This is a genomic window from Peribacillus sp. NPDC058075 (assembly GCF_042885195.1).
In the GTDB taxonomy this organism is placed as follows: domain Bacteria; phylum Bacillota; class Bacilli; order Bacillales; family DSM-1321; genus Peribacillus.
Window position 1 is genome coordinate 1,534,700 of the sequence record NZ_JBHVSL010000001.1, and the last position, 21,884, is coordinate 1,556,583.

Here is a 21,884-nt window from a genome sequence, read left to right on the forward strand (position 1 = left end):
TATTTGTCAGTAACGCACTCTTTTTTAGAGTGCGTTTTCGTTTTTTCTGGATGCAGGATAAAGGAGAGTAAGAATGGAGAACAAAAGGAAGCATGAATTTCAAAGGGAAATGCAGGCACGGCATATAATAATGCTATCGCTTGGCGGGGTGATTGGAACAGGTTTATTCTTAAGTTCGGGTTATACGATTCAACAGGCTGGCCCATTCGGCACCATCCTCTCGTATCTGATTGGGGCATTAGTGGTTTATCTAGTCATGCTATGTCTAGGTGAACTGGCAGTACATATGCCCGAGACAGGTGCGTTTCATAGCTACTCAGCTAAATACATAGGTCCTGGGACAGGGTATACAGTAGCCTGGTTGTATTGGCTAACGTGGACTGTTGCACTAGGTTCGGAATTCACGGCTGCAGGATTGTTGATGCAGAGATGGTTTCCATCAATCAATGTCTGGATATGGAGTGCACTATTTGCCATTTTGGTCTTGGCATTAAATGCGTGGACCGTTAAATTTTTCGCTGAATCCGAATTCTGGTTTGCGTCTATAAAGGTATTTGCCATTGTGATTTTTATTATTTTGGGAGCAGCGGCAATGCTGGGTTTTATTCCAATCATTCATTCACAATCCGCTCCGTTATTCTCCAATTTTACAAGTGAAGGTTTATTTCCGAATGGTGCTTTTGCCATTCTAATGACGATGCTTGCGGTGAATTTCGCATTCTCTGGAACTGAATTAATCGGAATTGCAGCTGGAGAAACTGTGAATCCTGAAAAAACGATACCAAAGGCAATCCGTATGACTTTATGGAGATTGATTATCTTTTTTGTAGGAACCATCGTTGTCTTATCCGCATTATTGCCTATTTCGGATGCAAGCGTATTAGAAAGCCCCTTTGTGGCAGTTCTTGAACGAATTGGTGTGCCGTATGCAGCGGATATTATGAACTTTGTCATATTAACTGCCATTTTGTCTGCTGCAAACTCGGGACTGTATGCATCATCCAGAATGCTTTGGTCACTTGCAGATAAGGAAACTATATCACCAATATTTGCAAAATTGACAAAACGGGGAGTTCCGATACATGCAGTCCTTTTCAGTATGTTGGGCGGCAGCTTAGCCCTGTTCTCGAGTATTATTGCACCGGATACTGTTTACATAGTGCTTGTATCCATTTCTGGACTTGCCGTGGTGGTAGTTTGGATGAGTATTAGCGTGTCACAGTTTCTATTTCGCAGACGATATATAAACGAAGGAAATTCAGTAAATGACTTGGCTTATCGAACGCCATTTTATCCACTCGTGCCAATCGTTTCTTTTATCCTATGCCTGGCTTCTTGCATAGGAATTGCATTTGATCCTACACAACGAATTGCACTATATTGTGGCATTCCATTTATTTTGTTGTGCTATGGAAGTTATTATGTGACAAAAACCATAAAGAAAAGAGGAGTAGATCATGAACAATAAAACTAACCCAATTGACGCTATTTTACGAGATCATTCTGTCATGATTTTGGACGGAGCTTTAGCTACAGAGCTAGAGAGGCATGGATGTGATTTGGACGACCCGCTCTGGTCTGCACGTGTATTACTGGAAAATCCAGATGTGATTTATCAAGTGCATTCTGACTACTTTCGTGCTGGAGCTGACTGTGCGATTACGGCTAGCTACCAAGCCACCGTTGAAGGTTTCGCCCTCCGTGGAATACAAGAAAAAGAGGCTTTGGAGCTAATCCGTAAAACGGTTTTACTCGCAAGAAAAGCAAGAGATAATTTTTGGAAGGAAGAAAATCAAATGCTTAGGCCTAAGCCATTGGTTGCTGCATCTGTTGGCCCTTATGGGGCTTATCTTGCAGATGGTTCAGAGTATGTAGGAAACTATGGTGTATCGGATGAAACTTTAACTGCATTTCATCGCTCACGAATATCAGCGTTGATTGAAGCAGGAGCTGACCTTTTAGCGTTTGAAACGATTCCTTCCCTGCAAGAAGCAAAAGTATTATATTCGTTATTGAAGGATTATCCAGAAGTGTATGCTTGGCTATCCTTTTCTTTGAAAAATGAAAAAGCGATAAGTGACGGTACATTACTCGAGGAGTGTACAAGATTGTTTGGGGACAGTGAGCAAATTGCAGCAATCGGCATCAACTGTGCGCCAGTATCATGTATCACGGAAGCTATCCAGGTGTTGCGTGCAAACACGGATAAACCAATCATTGTTTATCCGAATTCAGGTGAAGCATATAATCCAGAAACTAAAACATGGCATGGTCAAGAATCATGTAACAGGCTCGACCTGAAATCTGAAGAATGGCACCATGCAGGGGCGCGTTTAATTGGAGGGTGCTGCAGAACGGCACCGCATCATATTGAAGATATTTCAAGAAAGTGGCGACCTTCCGTGGCGGTATCCTCCTAGCCCTTGTTCTGTTATAAACTGTTATAAGGTATGTAGGCAGTATATTGACCATAACTAAAAAGAACAGGAAGCGTCATAATCAGGCGGTTCCTGTTCTTTTTGAGCTCATTATCCAAATTCGAGTTATCTGACTACTATTTCTTAGGCTAAAATGAAACCGCTCCAAAAACAGTTAGGAGAAATTAAATCATATTATTTCTGTGCTTGGGAAAACTAAACAAACAATGAATAGAAAGGAGAGAAATGAGTATGAGTCGTGGTAAAAATTTTAATCACAAAGAAAAAGGCCATCCTGGAAATTTACCTAATAATAGAATAAGCGAAGAGAAGGAACACAGCCGGCAGTATGAACAAATCGAAGATATAGTCACACATGAAGCTTTTAAAAATCGGGAAAAAGAAGACGAGATGCCTTAATATATTGATATTTCATGTATATACGGGGGGAAAACCATGAGCTTTAGCTATGGTTTTTCTTTCTTTCTTTCATTACTAATGAATCAAAAGGGAAACAGATATCTATCATACCTTGTTGAAAAGGAGGTAAGCTAAATAATAAGCCGACTTTCTTCTATATAAATAATTAAAACTTAAATTTCTCATTTCGGGGATCATTAGTTTGAAGTCACTAAGTACCGTTAGTAAGTATACTCTGCCTGCATTGTCATTCAGAAATTAATTAAGGGTAACGTCTAAAAAGGGCGAACTTAATTAATCAGAAACGAATTATCCTAACTGGTTAAAACCTGAGAATTTTACAGATGTTACCATGCGCATCGTGAATATTATAAAAATCTGAAGAAGTCCGGTTCGTTCCCCATATAAAGTCCAATGCCCAATTTCTGCTATGTTTCGTTTTGTTTATCGCGATTTATTTCCACTTCTCGTTTTGCTCTAATAAAAGCGATAAATTGAATCATCTCCTCTTCAGATAGAGAGATTCCATCAACGGCTAGCTTCATATTTGGTAAATCCGTTAATTCCATGACTTGCATTGATGCTGTGGTAATATCTTTAGCTGGATGATCTGTTCGGCCTAGAATGTAATCAGTGGATGTATCATATAGGCCTGCCAATAAATTAACCGTTTCTAATGAAGGGCGGCGGTGGCCCGACTCATAACCTGCATAGGTACTCTTGGCGATTCCAAGTCTGTCAGCGGTATATTGCAAAGACCATCTTTTGGCCTTCCTTAATGTAGTCAATCTATTTAAAATCATCATTCTTATTACTCTCCTTTTATATAAATCCATTATAACATCATTTTGGAAGAAGTGTACGCGTAATGAATAATATTAGCTTGATTTCATTATGAAACATGACTATAATAACATGTGGTGTACGCGTAACATGTACATTTGCAGCGAAACATCCTTTTCTGAAATGATAAGAATGATTGTGAAACAGGGAGGCAATATAGGGGGTAGTATAATGGAGAAGTTGAAGTCGAAAATCAAGAAGTTGATGTTGATTACTACAGGTGGTACAATTGCATCGTTAGAAGGAAAAAATGGACTAGTTCCAGAGATGAGAGCTGACGAAATTTTAGGTCACCTACCGGGATTGGATTTACTTTGCAAGATTGATAGTAAGCCTTTGATGAATATTGATAGTACAAATATGCAGCCGGAAGATTGGTCAGAAATGGCACAATCCATCCATGAACACTACCATGATTACGATGGCTTTGTGATTACCCATGGAACAGATACAATGGCTTACACTTCAGCTGCGCTCTCATATATGTTACAAGATTTAGGGAAACCAATTGTCATTACAGGTTCTCAGATCCCAATTGCCTTTAAAAAGACAGATGCCAAAAGAAATATCTCTGATGCGATCCGGTTTGCGTGTGAAGATATTGGAGGAGTATATGTTGTTTTTGACGGTAGAGTCATACAGGGAACGAGAGCCATTAAATTGAGAACGAAAAGCTATGATTCGTTTGAAAGTATTAACTATCCTTATATTGCTACCATATTCAAAGATAAAATTGAGTATCTAAAGCCAGTTCATCCACCAAAGCATAAGGAAGTTAAGTTAGATGCTTCCCTATGTACAGATGTTGCTTTGGTTAAGCTGCATCCCGGTATTAAGCCTGAATTCTTTGATTTCCTGAAAAATCAATGTCGGGGAATCGTAATTGAAAGTTATGGAAGCGGTGGTATTCCCTTTCAAGGAAGAAATATTTTAGACAAATTGAATGAGTTAGTACAATGTGGAATATCCGTTGTCATTACTACCCAATGTTTAGAAGAAGGGGAAGATATGGATATTTACGAAGTGGGACGAAAAGTGAACAAGAATGTCATCATTCGTTCCAGAAATATGAATACAGAAGCCATCATTCCTAAGTTGATGTGGATTTTAGCCAAGACACGGGATCCTAAAAAAGTGAAGGAAATGATGGAAACACCGATTGCAGAGGACATCACATTCTAGAACAAACAAAGGGGCAAGAGGAAATGTTGATAGAAGAAAGAACATACCGTATCGAGAAAGACTTTCTTGGGGAAAAGGAAATTCAGGCAGATGTTTATTATGGAATTCAAACTCTACGAGCTGTAGAGAATTTTCCGATTACCGGTTACAAAGTCAATGAAGAAATGATACGTTCACTAGCGATGATTAAAAAAGCAGCCGCTTTAGCAAATATGGATACCAAACGGTTATATGATGGTATTGGAAGCGCTATCGTCGAGGCTTCTGAAGAAGTGATTGATGGAAAGTGGCATGAATATTTCATCGTTGACCCAATTCAAGGAGGCGCGGGGACATCGATGAATATGAACATTAATGAAATCGTTGCCAACCGTGCGTTAGAACTTATGGGACACAATAAAGGTGAGTATGTACATGTTAGTCCAAATAGCCATGTCAACATGTCACAATCAACCAATGACGTATTCCCTACTGCCATTCATTTATCAACACTACGACTTTTAGAGCAATTGCTGCAAACAATGAACAAGATGAGTACGGTCTTAAAGAATAAAGCAAAACAATTTGATCATGTTATCAAAATGGGACGCACACATCTTCAGGACGCAGTGCCAATTCGCCTTGGTCAAGAATTTGAGGCTTACAGTCGTGTGTTGGATCGCGATATAAAACGAATCAGTCAATCACGTCAACATTTATATGAAGTGAATATGGGAGCAACAGCAGTGGGAACGGGATTGAACGCAGATCCGCGTTACATTGAAAATGTTGTTACATATTTAGCTGAGATCAGTAACTTGCCGCTTGTAGGAGCAGAACATTTAGTAGATGCAACTCAAAATACGGATGCTTATACTGAAGTGTCAGCTTCATTGAAAGTATGTATGATGAATATGTCTAAAATTGCTAATGATTTACGTTTGATGGCTTCAGGACCAAGAGCGGGATTAGGGGAAATCACACTTCCAGCTCGTCAACCAGGTTCATCCATCATGCCAGGAAAAGTGAATCCAGTAATGCCAGAATTGATTAACCAAGTTGCTTTCCAAGTGATCGGCAACGATAATACGATTTGCTTAGCATCAGAAGCAGGACAACTGGAGTTGAATGTAATGGAGCCAGTGCTTGTATTCAACTTATTGCAGTCAATCAGCATTATGAACAATGCTTTCAATGTCTTTACGGATTATTGTTTAGAAGGCATTGAAGCAAATGAGCAACATTTAAAAGATTATGTCGAACAAAGTGTTGGAGTGATTACAGCAGTCAACCCGCACCTTGGATACGAAGTGGTTTCACGTATTGCGCGTGAAGCGATATTAAAAGGCAAATCAGTTCGCGAACTATGTTTACAATATGATGTACTGACAGAGGAAGAATTGGATCTGATTCTGAATCCTTATGAAATGACAAAGCCCGGAATAGCGGGAGCTTCTCTTTTTGATCGGCAATAACCAGTATATTAGTAGAAAGCATTAATCTATCTTATTTTTGATGTAATGACTATGCCTTTAGGACCGTTGGTTTTAAGGCATAGTCATTAATTATATACCTCTGAAAAGTTACCCGACAGTTTGTCAACTGCTTGCGGTTATTAAAAACTGAATATTCAAATATTTTATCGTTGGTTTAATCTTGTATGGGTTTAGCAATCCGTAAATCCTCATCTCCCATAGATTATCTAAGGGAGATGAGGAAGTATGAGCTCAGGAGATTTATATAAAAAATGTGGATCGCTTGAATGGCTTAATCGTTTTTAATCTTTCATTTAAAGATTTTTTTAACGAAGGGTATGTGTCCAAAGTTCCGATGAATATTATTGGTAAGGGTAAAATCAAATGAAATGACTTACGCAATTTTTCATCTTTTTTAAGATTTTCAATATAATATAATAACTTTGAAATAAGGTAATCGTTTTATCCGAAGCGCTACATTTCTTATGGTCGAATTCTCATGTTTAGTGGGAAGGCTGCATTTGCTTCATCAGATTCAATATCATCTCAATCCACGCCAGACTTTTTGAATAGGCAGATTATGGGTTTAGCCTAGGAATCCCATCAATCCATTAACAGTGGACCATTTTCTGTAGGTGATTCGTTGGAAAAAGTGGAAAAAGCCTGGGGTGCACCGGAAGATTTAAGTACCGTTGCAGCCAATTATTGGAGCCATAATGTTCGATTCCTCTATGACGGTTCAACAGGCAGAAAGACGATTACCGCCATTGATGATTTTGATCCGCAATTGCAAACCATCCATTTATCCATGTTGAAGGAATTGGTCGGTGAACCTGTAAGTGAAGTGGAGCAAGAAGGGATGTTCTATGTCACTTATACCGATTACGCAAACTATAAAGTGGTCTTCGTGTTTGAAAGCGCCTGGATTAACCCAGATCCAAGATTGAATATGTATACGGTTGAATTTGCGTCAGATCAATAAGTCAAAAAAAAATCGTCCCTTTATTGCAAAGGGGCGTTTCTTTGCTACCGCCGGGAGAATGCTGGTTAAGAATCCAATCTTACCGTTCTATTCAATATTGTCAAGCCATACATTAAAAAGATGTAAGTAGAATGAATAAGGGGGATTTACTTTGTCAGAAGGTGTGCATAATATCATTTTACCTGTTTCAATAAAAACAGTATGGGGATTTGTAAGTAGTATAGATCGCTGGGCACCTCTTGTCCCAGGATATATCAATCATGAGATGATAAATGAGGAGACACTTATTTGGGAGTTTAAAAGCGATTTGGGATTAATGAAGAAGAAAATTAAACTTGAAGTGAATATATTGGAATGGATTGAACCTGATAAAGTTACATTTAATCTTAAGGGATTAAATGAAAAATTTGATGGGCATGGCTATTTTTTAGCGGAACAGTGCGGAATTGGACAGACTAAAATGACTGGCTGCCTGGCGATTACGGCAAAAGGTGCTAAAGCACCAATCGTTAATGCTTTGTTAAAAAACTACGTTCCCCAAATGACGATCGAGTTTTCTGAGGCAGTTGCACAAAGTCTCCTTGTACAAAAATAGAAATTACATATTGGAGCTGTCATTATTGGATAATGGCACTTGACAATTATACCTTATTGGTATGTATTATAAATTGTAATATTCTTTATAAAGCCTTTGTTCAACTGAATGGGTTTTGTAATGGATGTCTGGAGAGGATTCATAAGTAATAGGCAGGGTAGGAGGCAGCACATGGAGTATGATAAGCAGGTTAAAAATAGAGTGAAGCGAATTGAAGGACAGCTTCGTGGGATATTGAAGATGATGGAGGAAAACAAAGATTGCAGAGATGTAGTAACGCAGTTATCTGCCACTAGATCTGCAATCGATAGGACAATTGGGGTAATAGTAAGTTCCAATCTTGTGGAATGCGTCCGGGAGGCAAATGAATCAGGAGAAAAGAATCCCGAAGAGCTAGTGAAAGAAGCTGTGAATTTATTAGTGAAAAGCCGGTAAGCCATTATATTATTGTTAATTGGAATTTTTAGGACAATGATTATAAGACAACCTGACCAATCTGAGAAAATTCAGTGATAGGGGTGGATGTATTTTTTAAATGGACCTCTACAGGAAGAGGTCCATTTTTGTGAATTCTCTGTTTTCATTTCTAATAAGCAAATCCTTTGATATAAAGAATTTGCATGTTATCCTTAAAGGGATAAAAATTGAGTGAGGGTATGCTATGGAATTTACGCATGTTACATCGGTTTTGCTCGGCCTTGTCATCATTCTAAATATTTTATTTGCCACGATTGTCATATTTTTTGAAAGAAGGGAAGCGAGCACGACCTGGGCTTGGTTATTGGTGTTATATTTTCTGCCTGTAGCCGGTTTTATTTTATATCTCCTTTTTGGAACAAGTTTAAGGCACGCACACTTATTCCAATGGGAGGACAAGAAGAAGATCGGGATTGAAGAAATCCTAGATAAACAGATGGAAGAGCTTTCAAATAATCATTTTCCTTTTCGAAATGCTTCTTCAAGTAATTATCGCGATTTGATTTATATGCATCTCCGGAATAATGATGCCGTGCTTACTGAAGATAATCAAGTTGATATTTTTACGGAAGGGAAAAATAAATTTGATCAGCTTTTTAAAGATATTGAAGCGGCCGAAAACCATATACATATACAATATTACATCATTCAAAGAGACGGCTTGGGCAAACGATTCATTGAAGCTTTGACTAAAAAAGCGAATGAAGGCGTAAAAGTTCGGCTGCTTTATGACGAGCTGGGCTCTAGAGGGATGACTAAACGTTTCTTCAGGGAATTTAGGCAGGCTGGGGGACGAGTGGAGGCATTCTTTCCATCTAAATTAAAATTCATAAATTTACGCCTTAATTTCCGTAACCATCGAAAGCTCGTCATCATAGATGGAAAAATTGGGTATGTTGGAGGCTTTAATGTTGGAGATGAGTATTTAGGGCTTAATCCAAAATTTGGTTTTTGGCGTGATACACACCTTCGAATAAAGGGGTCGGCTGTCAAAGCCATTCAAACCCGTTTTATCCTGGATTGGAATCAAGCATCAAAGCACCATGATATAACGTATCAGCCTCATTATTTCCCCATTGTAAAGCCTCAAGGGAATATAGATTTGCAAATAGTGACAAGTGGGCCGGATTCTGAATGGGAACAAATTAAAAATGGCTATATTAAATTAATTTCTTCAGCAAAAAAATCAATTCTCATTCAAACGCCTTACTTCATTCCGGATGCAAGTTTATTGGATGCACTCAGGATTGCCAGCTTATCAGGGTTAGATGTGAAAATCATGATTCCGAATAAACCTGATCACCTTTTCGTTTATTGGGCAACAACTTTCAATGCAGGGCAGTTATTACGAGCGGGAGCTAAGATATACATCTATGATAACGGTTTTATTCATGCGAAGATGATCGTGGTGGACGAAGAGGTCTCCTCGGTGGGGACAGCTAACATTGATGTCCGTAGTTTTAAATTGAACTTTGAAGTCAATGCCTTCATTTATGATGAAGGGATGGCCGAAACACTGACAAGGATTTTTTATAAGGATGTCGAAGTATGCAGGCAGCTTACAATTGAAGAGTTTGAAAAGCGTTCAAAGTGGATTCGTTTTAAAGAGTCCATTGCAAGGCTGTTATCACCGATATTATAATTTTAATTTAAACGGACTATTACTACATGGAATGCTCAGGCTGTAGACAAATTCGAGAAATGGAGTTTGCCTGCAGTTTTTTTCTGTATGAAATGTTCCAGTTATTCAGGAATCCGCCCTCTTTTAGTTGTAGACAAAATTGTTATTATTGAGTTTCCTGTAAATCGTTGATTTCCTCTCCAGGCACTCGCTTTCCGCGGGCGGTCCGGGAGCCTCCTCGGCGCCTTTGCGCCTGCGGGGTCTCCCCAGGACTCGCTTTTCCCGCAGGAGTCTCGCACCTTCCGTTCCAATCAACGTTGCTTTAATTTAGATGAAACTTCTTTTGTCTACATACTCAATAATTTAGGCTTCCTGCCATTTTTTAAAAAAGTACGGAGCTTGATTTCAGAAATCCGCTCCCTTTTAGCCGACTGTCAGCCATACATCATCAAAGCAAGCCCCTGTGGCGTCTCGGCTAGCCATTTATTTATTCAGGGGGAGTGTAATTTCTTCAATCCATTCATAAAACCAGAAAAAACATTCGAATCACTAGTCTTGCTTTAATATCATGGTTCGGCTGGACTTCTATTGTAGACAAAATTGTTATTATTGAGCTTCCTAAAAATCGTTGATTTCCTCTCCAGGCACTCGCTTTCCGCGGGCGGTCCGGGAGCCTCCTCGGCGCCTTTGCGCCTGCGGGGTCTCCCCAGGACTCGCTTTCCCGCAGGAGTCTCGCACCTTCCGTTCCAATCAACGTTGCTTTAATTTAGATGAAACTTCTTTTTTCTACATACTCAATAATTGAGGCTTCCTGCCATTTTTAAAAAAAGTCCGGAGCTTGATTTCAGAAATCCGCTCCCGTTTAGCCGACTGTCAGCCATGCATCATCAAAGCAAGCCCCTGTGGCGTCTCGGCTAGCCATTTATTTATTCAGGGGGAGTGTAATTTCTTCAATCCATTCATAAAACCAGAAAAAGCATTCGAATCACTAGTCTTGCTTTAATATCATGGTTCGGCTGGACTTCTATTGTAGACAAAATTGTTATTATTGAGTTTCCTGTAAATCGTTGATTTCCTCTCCAGGCACTCGCTTTTTGCGGGCGGTCCGGGAGCCTCCTCGGCGCCATTGCGCCTGCGGGGTCTCCCCAGGACTCGCTTTCCCGCAGGAGTCTCGCACCTTCCGTTCCAATCAACGTTGGTTTAATTTAGATGAAACTTCTTTTGTCTACATACTCTATAATTGAGGCTTCCTGCCATTTTTTAAAAAAGTCCGGAGCTTGATTTCAGAAATCCGCTCCCGTTTAGCCGACTGTCTGCCAAGACGCATCAAGGCAAGCGACTATGGGGTCTTGTCTAGCCAGTTATTCGGAAGGAGTGTCGCGAATTTTCTTCAACACAGAGAGAATGTTTAAAGTATAACCAAGTTTTGTTTTAAATCATGGTTCGGGGTGTGACCATTCGGAACGCCCTTTTGATACAATAGTTTATATCCATAAAAGGGGGAAAAGCCGTGAAAACGTTTATTATCACAGGAGCTTCAAAAGGTTTAGGTGCTGCCATCGCCAAAGGATGTTTGCAGACGAGTGATCATTGCATATTAGTTTCCCGTACAGCCAATCCTGAAATGCAGGGGCTGGCTGACCGACTTGGGAAGAAACTTACTTTTATTTCGAAGGACTTGAATGAAACTGAAAAGTTACCTTCCTTAATCACTGAGTTGCTTGCTGCTGTCGATGATACAAGTGACATTTACTTCATTAATAATGCAGGCGTTATTGAACCGATAAAGCCGGTAGGGAAACTTGGTATGGTAAATTTGGAAACAAGCATGCGGGTGAATTTCATGGCACCCATCGTATTGGCTGATGAATTCATTAAACGGACAAAGGACTGGAACAGAAAGAAGGTTATGGTGAACATATCATCAGGTGCAGCTAAAAATCCTTATCATGGCTGGGCCGCCTATTGCAGTACTAAGGCGGGGCTAGAAATGTTTACAAGGGTTGCAGGGGTGGAGCAGGATAAAGAGCCTTTCCCTACTTCTCTCATATCTTTTTCACCTGGAGTAATGGATACGGAGATGCAAGGGACAATCCGGTCAGCAGAAGAACGGGACTTTTCCGATCGAGACAAATTTCATGAATATAAAGAGAAGGGCATGTTAAGAAGCCCCGAATTTGTGGCAGATAAACTTTTACAGCTTCTCGATTCGGAAGATTTGGAGAATGGGAAGTTCTATGATATTAAGAATTTACTTTAATGAATGGAAGCGTGTGAATCGAAAATAGCGTGGGGTTGTCCTTTTGGACAGCCTCTTTTTTAAGTGATCAATTATTATATAAAAGATCAAGATATCATTAAGGAAATATGATAATTCGTTCTATCCAATTACCTGAATAACATAAACTTTTTTGGAGGGAGTTTGGAGGGTTATGAATGACAATCATTATTGTGAAAAAAGGTGACAGCCTTTGGGAAATTGCCAGAAAAAATAAAATTGAACCATCGAGGTTAATTGAAGTCAACGGATTGGAATCAACAGCTTTGGTTCCGGGCCTGGCATTGTATATACCAGATAAAAAAGCGGTGAATCGAAGGTATCTGATTAAAAGTCAGGATACCCTTACTAGAATCGGCAGTCGTTTTGGAACGAGTGCAATGGCAATTATGGAAGCCAATCCAGGAATCGTTGCAAACTCGCTTAAAGTCGGCACGGAAATTTTGATTCCGTCTCCTTACAAAAATCAATTGATTACGCTGGGTTTTGCCTTTCCGACAACAGGTGGAGCAGTATTTGAAACACTTGAGGAGAATGGTGATAAACTATCATATTTAGCCATTGTAGCTTATTCGTTTACAAGGGAAGGAAATGCATACGTTGATGGTGATGATCTCCCGCTAATAGCAAAATGCGAGCAAACCGGGGTGACGCCCCTACTGATGATCCGGAACTTTCAAGATGGTGATTTTGATGCTGATTTGGCGGGTGATGTCCTTGCTAGTACAGTATACAGAGCTAATTTAATCAATAGCATGCTGAATATTGTTAGGGAGAAAGGGTATGGGGGTGTCAGTATGGACATCGAATTCATTCCACCTGCTCGGCGTTCCGATTATGTGCTTTTTTTGAAAGAACTAAAGGAGGGGTTGAATGAACTGATCCTTCATGTGAACGTACATGCAAAAACAGCGGATAATCCTGATAATCGAATTGTAGGGGGCCATGATTATCGGGGGATCGGAGAGGCAGCCGACCTTGTTGCCGTGATGACCATAGATTATGGGTATCCTACTGGCCAGCCTGAACCCATTTCCCCACTTTGGTGGATGGGCGAGGTTCTTCGATATGCTTTGATGAATATACCTGAATTTAAATTGCAGTCGGCATTTCCTATGTATGGATACGATTGGATAGTACCAAGCCACGAGACGAAAGCTTTATCAGCTCAAAATGCCCAAAATCTTGCCATTGCAACTGGCGCTGAAATAACTTTTGACACGACTGCGGCATCACCTACCTATGCTTATCAAAGAGAAAATTCGAATCATGTGGTTTGGTTTGAAGATATTCGATCGATAAGCGCAAAATATGAAATGATTGATGCATATGAACTGATAGGTGCAACTTATTGGCAGATTGGTTTGGAATTCCCTCAGAATTGGGCGTTTATAGAAACGAATATCTTGATTATTAAATAGATGAATGGGTCAGGAGGTGAATAGAAGTGTTATATTTTCCCTTGTTTGGTTGTGCCTCTTTTATCAGGGCTATGCCAATCACACCTAGAATAATTTAAAGGGAGCCAATATCATTTGACTTGCTATGATAAAAAAGGAGCCATGGAAAACCAAGGCTCCTTTACTTTAACGGTTAACCGAATGGAATGCATCATTTAGGAATATTTGATGACCCATTTGGCATCGAATGCTCATGTTGTTTTCCCTGAATGTCTTTCTTTTTGATAATTGCATAAAGAAAGGCAAGGAATATCAGGGTGGAAGAAAATTGGAATGTTGTTTTCACACTGTATGTTTCCGTTATATAGCCCAATAGTAAAACAGAGACGGCAAATGTAAGATTGATGACCGCTCCCCAAACGGCATGAATTTTTGCAAGAGTCTTTTCCGTAGCATAATCTTGGAATAGCTTGGCATAGATCACTTCCCGGATTTGTTCCGGGAGACCATACAGGCATGCCAGCAGCAAAGCCAGAGCAGGAATACTGGTTTTTCCAAAAAGCAGGGTTAGCATTGAACTGAGTAATAGCCCGAAAGTGATGAAGAATCCTATATATTTTTCTAGTAACTTGGCAAAACGGATGACGATCCATCCACTGAATATCATGCCGACAAAGTAGCTTGTGTTAATATATCCCCACCATTCCTCACCCAGTTGCAGGTTCTGTTCAACATATACATATATAACGGCAGCCACCCACACGCTTGAAGCCAAAGTAGTTATAAAATCAATGGAAATAAGTGTACGGATAGTTGGGATTTGTCGAATCGAAACCCATCCTGATTTAATCGAAGCCCAGTTTGACGGAACAACGGAGTCCGTCGCTCGTTCTGAGACTTCTATTCTCCTTGTATAGAGGGTCGAAACGGCAAAAAGCATGACTGAAAGCCAAATAATGAAACTGCTGTTGGTACTTATCAATAAGACGGAACCGAGGGGCCATCCTGCTACAAAGATGGTCTGGGTGATCATATTCAAGAAACCATTCGCTTTCATCCGTTCTTCTTTTGGAACTAATTGAGGAACCAAAGCTGCGCTAACCGGGGCAGCGACTCCATCCAATAATGAAATGGAGGCAATGAAGCAAATGACGGCGACAGCAAAACCATGATTGAAATTTGTTATATAGATTCCGAGTCCAACGAGTAAAATGGACTTCCACCATTGAGATTGTACAAGGATTCTTTTTAAAGGAAACCTGTCGATGACAAGGGGGGAGAGTAAACTGCTGATAAACCGAAAAATTGTTGTGGTAAACGGAAGCAAGCTCAAATAAAAGGCAGATCCCGTCAAAGTATATAATAATGAAATCAACCCGACTACATAAAATATATCCCCTAGATTTGCAAACGCCTGACCAATCCAGAGGTATCGAAACGATGAGTTTCTCATGAATACCATCCTTTTGTAAAAATATAGTTCATGGATATTTAGGATGATTATAATTTTTACACTGGATTCACTCCTTAATTTACTAGATTGCATGAGCCGGGTTGGGCTGTTTTTATATAGATGATTTTACCATAATATGAACATGGGGGTTCTGAAATGCTTGCTGAATATTGAATATGGAATTATACTCCTTAATATATGTAAAAAAGGAGAAAAATTTGATGATTCGACGTTTTGCTTCATATTACCTGCCGCATAAGCGGTTATTCATTATTGACTTCTTCAGTGCAGTGGTCGTGGCTGTACTTGAACTTGCATTTCCGCTAGCTGTTCAGTGGTTTATAGATACACTGCTGCCTGGCGACGACTGGTCTGCAATTGTTTCGGTAAGTGCCGGTTTGTTCCTCCTTTATATCATTAGTACCTTCTTGCAGTTCATCGTAGGGTATTGGGGTCACAAATTGGGTATCAATATCGAGACTGATATGCGAGAAGAATTATTTGAGCATGTGCAGAAACAATCTTTTCGTTTTTTTGATAACACGAAAACTGGCCATATCATGAGCTGCATAACCAATGATCTATTCGATATTGGTGAACTTGCCCACCATGGTCCCGAAGATTTATTCATTGCCTTCATGACTTTTATAGGCGCATTTTGGATTATGTTGACAATCAATGTGAAATTGGCACTCGTATCGGTTTGTATTTTACCGTTCCTCGTTTTATTAATTGTCATAAGTAATTTAAAGATGAATAAAGCCTGGAATAAAATGTATACAGAAGTTGCGGATGTAAATGCCCGTGTGGAAGATAGTGTCTCTGGAGTGAGGGTTGTACAATCCTTTACTAATGAAACATATGAAATGAAAAGATTTGCTACTAATAATCGCCGATTCCGTAAAGCGAAACTTCTTGGATATAAGGTTATGTCCTTTAGCTTATCAGGCATTTACATGATGACAAGGTTTATGACCCTTGCCGTGTTGGTGATTGGAGCTTGGCTAACTTTTCATGGGCAGCTCTCTTATGGTGAACTGGTTGCGTTCGTCTTATATGTTAACGTATTGTTTAAGCCGATCGACAAAATCAGTGCGTTGATGGAACTCTATCCAAAAGGGATGGCCGGATTTAAGCGTTTTACGGAACTTCTGGATGTCGCGCCTGATGTCGTGGATAAAAAGGATGCAATAGAGGTAACCACCCTTTTAGGGGATATTTCCTTTAAAGATGTTTCTTTTAACTATGAAGACAAAAAGCCAGTTTTAAAAGGTATTGATTTAACCATTAAAGCTGGTGAGACCATTGCTTTTGTCGGTCCTTCAGGAGCTGGGAAAACGACAATATGTTCTTTGATCCCAAGATTTTATGATGTTAAGGCCGGTTCAATATCCATTGATGGAATTGATATTCGTGAGATGACGAAAAAGTCATTGCGCTCACAAATTGGCATAGTTCAGCAAGACGTGTTTCTTTTCACAGGAACAGTAAAAGAGAACATTGCGTACGGAATGCTTGGAGCATCGGATGAACAAATTCAAGATGCTGCAAGGAAAGCCCATTTGGAGACTTTCATTGAAGGACTTCCAGAAGGCTATGAAACTCAAATAGGTGAACGCGGCTTGAAATTATCTGGAGGACAAAAACAACGAATTGCAATAGCAAGGATGTTTTTGAAGAATCCGCCAATCTTAATTCTCGATGAGGCAACCTCTGCACTCGATACTGAGACGGAAAGAATCATTCAGCAGGCTCTTACTGAACTAGCTGAAAACAGGACTACGTTAATCATCGCACACCGGTTGGCAACCATTCGAAACGCTGACAAGATCGTGGTTGTTACGGAGGAAGGAATTGCTGAAGAGGGCGGTCACGATGACTTACTTAAGCAGGGGGGCATTTTTGCCAATCTGCATCAATTACAATTTCAAAAATGATAAAAAGCTATATGTCCCCATAAGGACATATAGCTTTTTTAATAGATTGGAGTGGAATTCAATTCAGGATGATTTCACATAGTTTCAAAAGGAGGTAATCGAAAAATGGATGAATCTTTTACCTTTTCCAAAGGAGGATAATGCTTCAGCGTACAGAGGCAGATGTTCTACCAAAAAAGACTTGGAGTCGTTCCATGTCTTTTTTTATGAAAAAAAGTCTATAAACGGGCATTGGCCGGGGTTGGACCTGCAGTCTATAAAGGCAGGTATTTGTTTTAAATAGACCAAATCTAATAGGTTAGCCTATATCAATAGGATTGGCAGTGCATACAATAAAGGGTAGACGGAGAGGCCATATACCAGAAAAGAGTAAGGAGTGCAAATCGTGAAAGTAATGACCATCTTGGGGACTCGACCTGAAATCATTAGATTAAGTCTCATTATAAAGAAATTGGATCAGTATGCTGATTCACATATTCTAGTACACACCGGGCAAAATTTCACTACATCCTTAAGCGAAATATTCTTCCAACAGTTACAGGTAAGGAAACCCGATTATGTCTTGCTGAATCAACAGAAAACACTCGGCGAACAGTTATCGGCCATCTTTAAGAATTTAGAGACCATCCTATTAAAAGAAAAGCCAGACAAAGTATTAGTGTTGGGGGATACGAACTCCGGGCTCAGCTCCATCTTAGCAGAAAGACTGGGAATACCCGTCATTCATATGGAAGCAGGGAACCGTTGCTTTGACCTGGAAGTGCCTGAGGAGAAAAATCGAAAGATCATTGATGCTGTATCAAGCTTGAATTTACCTTACACTCCTCAAAGTAAAGAGAATCTTCTGAAAGAAGGTATCCCCAGCAAAAGGATATATTTATCGGGAAACCCTATTTACGAAGTTTTGAATCATTACAACAATGAGATCGAGCAAAGTGGAATTTTGGACAAAATGAATTTGAAAAAGGAGGATTATTTCCTCGTAACGGCCCACCGAGCCGAAAATGTTGATTATGAAGACCGTTTGATGGAAATTATGAAAGGCATTAATTTGGTTGCCGAAACCTATCAAAAAAGAATCATATGCAGCTTACATCCCCGGACAAAATCCCGCATTGAACTCAGTCCCGATTTAGATGTACATCCACTAATTGAATTCCATGAGCCATTTGGTTTCTTCGACTTCGTTAAGCTTGAAAAAAGCGCTTTTTGTGTGCTGACTGACAGCGGAACCGTCCAAGAGGAGTGTTGCTTGTTCCATGTTCCTGCGGTTACGATACGAAAAACTACGGAAAGGCCTGAAACAATTGAGTCAGGCAGCAATATGTTATCAGGAATTAATGCTGAGCAAATTGTCAATTGTGTGAAGGTTATGGTTAACCAGCAAAAAAACTGGACTTTTCCAGAAGGCTACGACCATAAAAACGTTTCAGATAAAGTGCTTAAAATAATACTGGGAGGCCATGAAATTGATTAAGAATCGAACCATCTTGGTAACGGGCGGTACAGGTTCATGGGGATATGAATTGGTAAGGCAGCTATTGGATTTTGAACCGAGTGAAATACGAATTTTCTCAAGAAATGAGTCCAATCAATTCACCATGAAACAAGAGTTTGATAATAATCCGAAATTGCATTTTATTATCGGAGACATAAAAGAGAAGGAAGCTTTATTGGAAGCTTGCCAAGGCGTTGATTATATTTTCCACTTGGCTGCATTAAAGCATGTTCCTGTATGTGAAGATCAACCCATTGAAGCATTAAAGACGAATGTAACCGGAACACAGAATGTAATAGAGGCAGCTATAAGCTGTAATGTCCATTCTGTTGTGAATATATCTACAGACAAGGCTTCGAATCCATCCAATTTTTATGGTCTATCAAAAGCAATGGCGGAAAGACTGATCATTCATGCTAATACATTAAACACGAAAACTAGATTCGTATGTATCCGCGGTGGAAATGTCATGGGTACGAATGGAAGCGTCATTCATGTATTCAAAAAGCAAATCAAGGAAAAGGGAAAAATCGGCATAACGGACTTGAATATGACAAGGTTCTTTCTAACCATTCAAGAAGCGATAAAATTGGTATTCAAGGCTACCTTTGAAAGTGTCGGCGGAGAAATATTCGTGATGAAAATGCCTTCCTGTAAAATTATTGACTTAGCTGAAGTGTTGATAGAAGCATCCGGAAAAACAAATGTAGGTGTAGATGTCCTAGGCATCCGTCCTGGTGAAAAACTCCATGAGATTCTGCTTTCAGAATATGAAAGCACAACGGCGATTGCCTATGACGATGAGTATTATGTCATATTGCCAGCCATTCACATAGATGGGATAAAAGAACATTATTCTAAATATCAGCCAGTTAGTTTAGAAGACTATAACTCTGGCACAGGACTAATGGATAAAGCCCAAATTGAGGAAATGTTAAAGAATGGGGGCTTTATTTAACATGAAGGTACTAGTCCTTGGTGGACAAGGGATGGCAGGCCATGTAATAAAGGAGTATTTTACACAGGACCCGAAGTATCAGGTGACCTATACGTCAAGGGATCCGAATGATAAAAAGGGACTATATCTGGATGTAACCGATGTAACGAGTCTAGAGGAAATCATGGATAAAGTTAAACCTGACATTACGATTAATTGCATCGGCATTTTAAATGAGTATGCTAGCGATAATACGAAACTCGCTTTTCAGGTTAATAGTGTCTTTCCCCATCAGCTTGTTAAATTGACTGAACGCAATAATGGAAAATTGATTCATATCAGTACAGATTGTGTATTTTCAGGGTCAAAAGGTGATTATACTGAGGATGATGTACCCGACAGTTCCACAATTTATGGCCAATCAAAACATTTGGGAGAAATCATTAGTGAAAAACATTTGACTATACGAACCTCGATAATCGGCCCGGAGCTAAAAGAAAATGGAATTGGTTTATTTCTTTGGTTCATGAAGCAAAAGGGAGAAATAAAAGGATACGAAAAAGTGCTATGGAATGGTGTAACGACTCTCGAGCTGGCTAAGGCACTGGATACGATGATCCAAAAGAACATTACTGGGTTATATCATCTTGGATCAGATGAAAAGATCTCAAAAGCGGCCTTATTGACATTGATACAGGAAATCTTCAAGAAAACCGATGTGGAAATCATTCCTGATTCATTTATTAATTTAGATCGAACCATTAAAAATACAAGAAATGATTTTCAATATAAAATGCCTACTTACGAAGAAATGTTGGTGGAATTAAGAGATTGGATGAAGAAAAAGGAAGAAAACAAGTCGATTTGTTGAATGGGGTAATCCATTCGTCACCAAAAAACTATATTTCGTTCTTACTGAAAATGATCATGCTATGTAAAGACCTCTTCGTGTAGAAAATTTCGCATCGCTTTGGATGAGAAAAGTTTCGATCCAAACAATGTAAAAGGTTTACTATCCGAGAGGACTTTTTCTTTTAAAAACAAAAAAGTAATTTTGAAGGTGGTAATACCTAAAGCCGTTGAGTTTTTAAGCGGAAAGTGAAAGCGTTATCATTTTGTTGACTTTTAATAAATAGAGTAATTCTTTAGAAATAGTTAACTTATGAATACTGGACGAAGGATTTTAATAGAACATCGTTTCGATAAAAACCTTTTTATAAACGCTCCAAATAAATGACCACCGATATTCTCCCGAAAATTCAGGTTCTCGGGAGAAACGATAGATTAAAAATGCAACCTTTTTTAGTGCGTCTTTCCATACACGATGTGGTAGTGGTTTTAAAGAGCAACATGGGGAATATCATTGTAACTACTTCTTACTCGAGAAGGAATAGGTTTCGGATAACCCTTTGAAAATATCAGTCTTTGGATGCCAATTCAGCGATTGCCGTGCTTTCCTGTTATCAAGGCAGCTGTGTTTGATATCTCCTGTTCTTGCTGCTGAATGGAGTGTACTCACTTTTGAACCATGAATTTGTGTGAGCATTTCCAATAGTTGATTTACTGATGTTTTCTGTGCAGTGCTGACCTGGATCGTTTCTTGATTACCACGATTCACCGAAGCGATGTTAGCATGCACTATATCTTTCACATATATAAAATCACGAGTTTGTTCACCATCACCGTGAATGCTTAAAGGGATCCCTTTTTTGAGTTTTTCCAAAAAGACTGCGACGACTCCGCCTTCGCCTTTTGCGGTTTGTCTCGGCCCATAAACGTTTCCATAACGGAGAATCGTATAGGGAAGCCCATATAACTGATGAAACAGGCGGATATATGATTCGGCAGTCAGTTTTGATAATCCATAATAAGAAATGGGTCCTGTCGGGTCATCTTCGGAAATCAGTTCTCTTTGTAAATTGCCATAAACTCCTGAGGTTGAAGAAAAGATCAGTTTACTTACAGAGGATTCATGACAAGCCCGAAGAATATTAATAGTTCCATTAATGTTCACATCAGCATCATATTGGGGTTCAATTATGGAACGGCACACATCAGCTTGTGCGGCCAAATGGAAAACGACATCCGGCTTTTCCCTCGCGATGATTTGAACAGCTGCCTCACTGCATATATCTTCAGTATGAATGATGGCATTTGGATGTACATATTCTTTGTGTCCGGATATCATGTTATCCAATACATGTACCTCGGCTCCATTTAAGATAAGTTCTTCAACGAGATGGGAACCGATGAACCCAGCCCCTCCTGTCACGATAGCCTTCATGCATCATGCTCCTCTTATATGTTTTTAGTATTGTATGTTATACGGCCAAAAATGGCTTAAACAGGTACCTAGCATTGCCAAAAAAGAAAGGAAAAGAAAAAAAGAG

At 39.5% G+C, this 21,884-nt stretch carries 18 protein-coding genes; 15 read left to right on the top strand and 3 right to left on the bottom strand.

From position 1 onward, the window contains the following. The first annotated feature begins 73 nt into the window (after positions 1-73). From mmuP to ACFVS1_RS07740, 3 genes are all read left to right on the top strand, one after another. Positions 74-1,468: an S-methylmethionine permease gene (mmuP, locus tag ACFVS1_RS07730; protein ID WP_387546145.1), complete on the top strand. Its 1,395-nt coding sequence runs from the start codon at positions 74-76 to the stop codon at positions 1,466-1,468. Then, complete coding sequence (gene mmuM, locus ACFVS1_RS07735; protein WP_387546148.1) at positions 1,458-2,420, top strand: homocysteine S-methyltransferase; 963 nt, start codon at positions 1,458-1,460, stop codon at positions 2,418-2,420. Before mmuP ends, mmuM begins: the two co-directional genes overlap by 11 nt. A 249-nt stretch (positions 2,421-2,669) precedes the next feature. Further along, a complete protein-coding gene (locus ACFVS1_RS07740) occupies positions 2,670-2,837 on the top strand; it encodes a hypothetical protein (RefSeq protein ID WP_162878727.1) in 168 nt (55 codons plus the stop codon). Positions 2,838-3,265: 428 nt separating this feature from the next. Here the strand turns inward: ACFVS1_RS07740 and ACFVS1_RS07745 are convergent, their stop codons facing one another. Then, positions 3,266-3,640: a helix-turn-helix domain-containing protein gene (locus tag ACFVS1_RS07745; protein WP_387549237.1), complete on the bottom strand. Its 375-nt coding sequence runs from the start codon at positions 3,638-3,640 to the stop codon at positions 3,266-3,268. Between the two features lie 232 nt (positions 3,641-3,872). On the opposite strand from ACFVS1_RS07745, the gene ACFVS1_RS07750 reads away from it, so the two are divergent. From ACFVS1_RS07750 to ACFVS1_RS07785, 8 genes are all read left to right on the top strand, one after another. After that, positions 3,873-4,862, top strand: a complete 990-nt coding sequence (locus tag ACFVS1_RS07750) for an asparaginase (protein ID WP_352923714.1) — start codon at positions 3,873-3,875, stop codon at positions 4,860-4,862. A gap of 23 nt (positions 4,863-4,885) precedes the next feature. Beyond that, on the top strand, positions 4,886-6,316 hold the full coding sequence (gene aspA / locus ACFVS1_RS07755; protein ID WP_387546151.1) for an aspartate ammonia-lyase: 1,431 nt from the start codon (positions 4,886-4,888) through the stop codon (positions 6,314-6,316). 610 nt (positions 6,317-6,926) lie between these two features. Continuing rightward, positions 6,927-7,298 (top strand): DUF4309 domain-containing protein, encoded by a 372-nt coding sequence (locus ACFVS1_RS07760; RefSeq protein ID WP_387549240.1) that lies wholly within the window; start codon positions 6,927-6,929, stop codon positions 7,296-7,298. 151 nt (positions 7,299-7,449) lie between these two features. Beyond that, positions 7,450-7,893: an SRPBCC family protein gene (locus ACFVS1_RS07765; protein ID WP_387546154.1), complete on the top strand. Its 444-nt coding sequence runs from the start codon at positions 7,450-7,452 to the stop codon at positions 7,891-7,893. Between the two features lie 171 nt (positions 7,894-8,064). Further along, positions 8,065-8,328: a metal-sensitive transcriptional regulator gene (locus tag ACFVS1_RS07770; RefSeq protein ID WP_054395644.1), complete on the top strand. Its 264-nt coding sequence runs from the start codon at positions 8,065-8,067 to the stop codon at positions 8,326-8,328. Between the two features lie 226 nt (positions 8,329-8,554). Then, entirely contained in the window at positions 8,555-10,012 is a 1,458-nt protein-coding gene (cls, locus tag ACFVS1_RS07775) for a cardiolipin synthase (protein WP_352922889.1), read from the top strand. 1,489 nt (positions 10,013-11,501) lie between these two features. Beyond that, a complete protein-coding gene (locus ACFVS1_RS07780; protein ID WP_387546158.1) occupies positions 11,502-12,251 on the top strand; it encodes a (S)-benzoin forming benzil reductase in 750 nt (249 codons plus the stop codon). Positions 12,252-12,427: 176 nt separating this feature from the next. Continuing rightward, the gene (locus tag ACFVS1_RS07785; RefSeq protein ID WP_387546160.1) at positions 12,428-13,690 is read left to right on the top strand and encodes a LysM peptidoglycan-binding domain-containing protein; all 1,263 of its coding nucleotides are present in this window, start codon (positions 12,428-12,430) and stop codon (positions 13,688-13,690) included. Positions 13,691-13,880: 190 nt separating this feature from the next. On the opposite strand, the gene ACFVS1_RS07790 is transcribed toward ACFVS1_RS07785, so the two are convergent. After that, a complete protein-coding gene (locus tag ACFVS1_RS07790) occupies positions 13,881-15,122 on the bottom strand; it encodes an MFS transporter (protein WP_387546163.1) in 1,242 nt (413 codons plus the stop codon). A 221-nt stretch (positions 15,123-15,343) separates the two neighbouring features. On the opposite strand from ACFVS1_RS07790, the gene ACFVS1_RS07795 reads away from it, so the two are divergent. From ACFVS1_RS07795 to ACFVS1_RS07810, 4 genes are all read left to right on the top strand, one after another. Further along, on the top strand, positions 15,344-17,059 hold the full coding sequence (locus ACFVS1_RS07795) for an ABC transporter ATP-binding protein (RefSeq protein ID WP_387546166.1): 1,716 nt from the start codon (positions 15,344-15,346) through the stop codon (positions 17,057-17,059). A gap of 385 nt (positions 17,060-17,444) precedes the next feature. Beyond that, entirely contained in the window at positions 17,445-18,536 is a 1,092-nt protein-coding gene (gene wecB, locus ACFVS1_RS07800; RefSeq protein WP_387546169.1) for a non-hydrolyzing UDP-N-acetylglucosamine 2-epimerase, read from the top strand. Next, positions 18,529-19,515: a polysaccharide biosynthesis protein gene (locus ACFVS1_RS07805; protein ID WP_352922903.1), complete on the top strand. Its 987-nt coding sequence runs from the start codon at positions 18,529-18,531 to the stop codon at positions 19,513-19,515. Before wecB ends, ACFVS1_RS07805 begins: the two co-directional genes overlap by 8 nt. 1 nt (position 19,516) lies before the next feature. Then, complete coding sequence (locus tag ACFVS1_RS07810; RefSeq protein ID WP_387546172.1) at positions 19,517-20,365, top strand: dTDP-4-dehydrorhamnose reductase family protein; 849 nt, start codon at positions 19,517-19,519, stop codon at positions 20,363-20,365. Positions 20,366-20,863: 498 nt separating this feature from the next. Here the strand turns inward: ACFVS1_RS07810 and ACFVS1_RS07815 are convergent, their stop codons facing one another. Next, positions 20,864-21,778 carry an NAD-dependent epimerase/dehydratase family protein gene (locus ACFVS1_RS07815; RefSeq protein WP_352922908.1) on the bottom strand — a complete coding sequence of 305 codons (915 nt, stop codon included), beginning with the start codon at positions 21,776-21,778 and terminating at the stop codon, positions 20,864-20,866. Between the last annotated feature and the right edge of the window lie 106 nt (positions 21,779-21,884).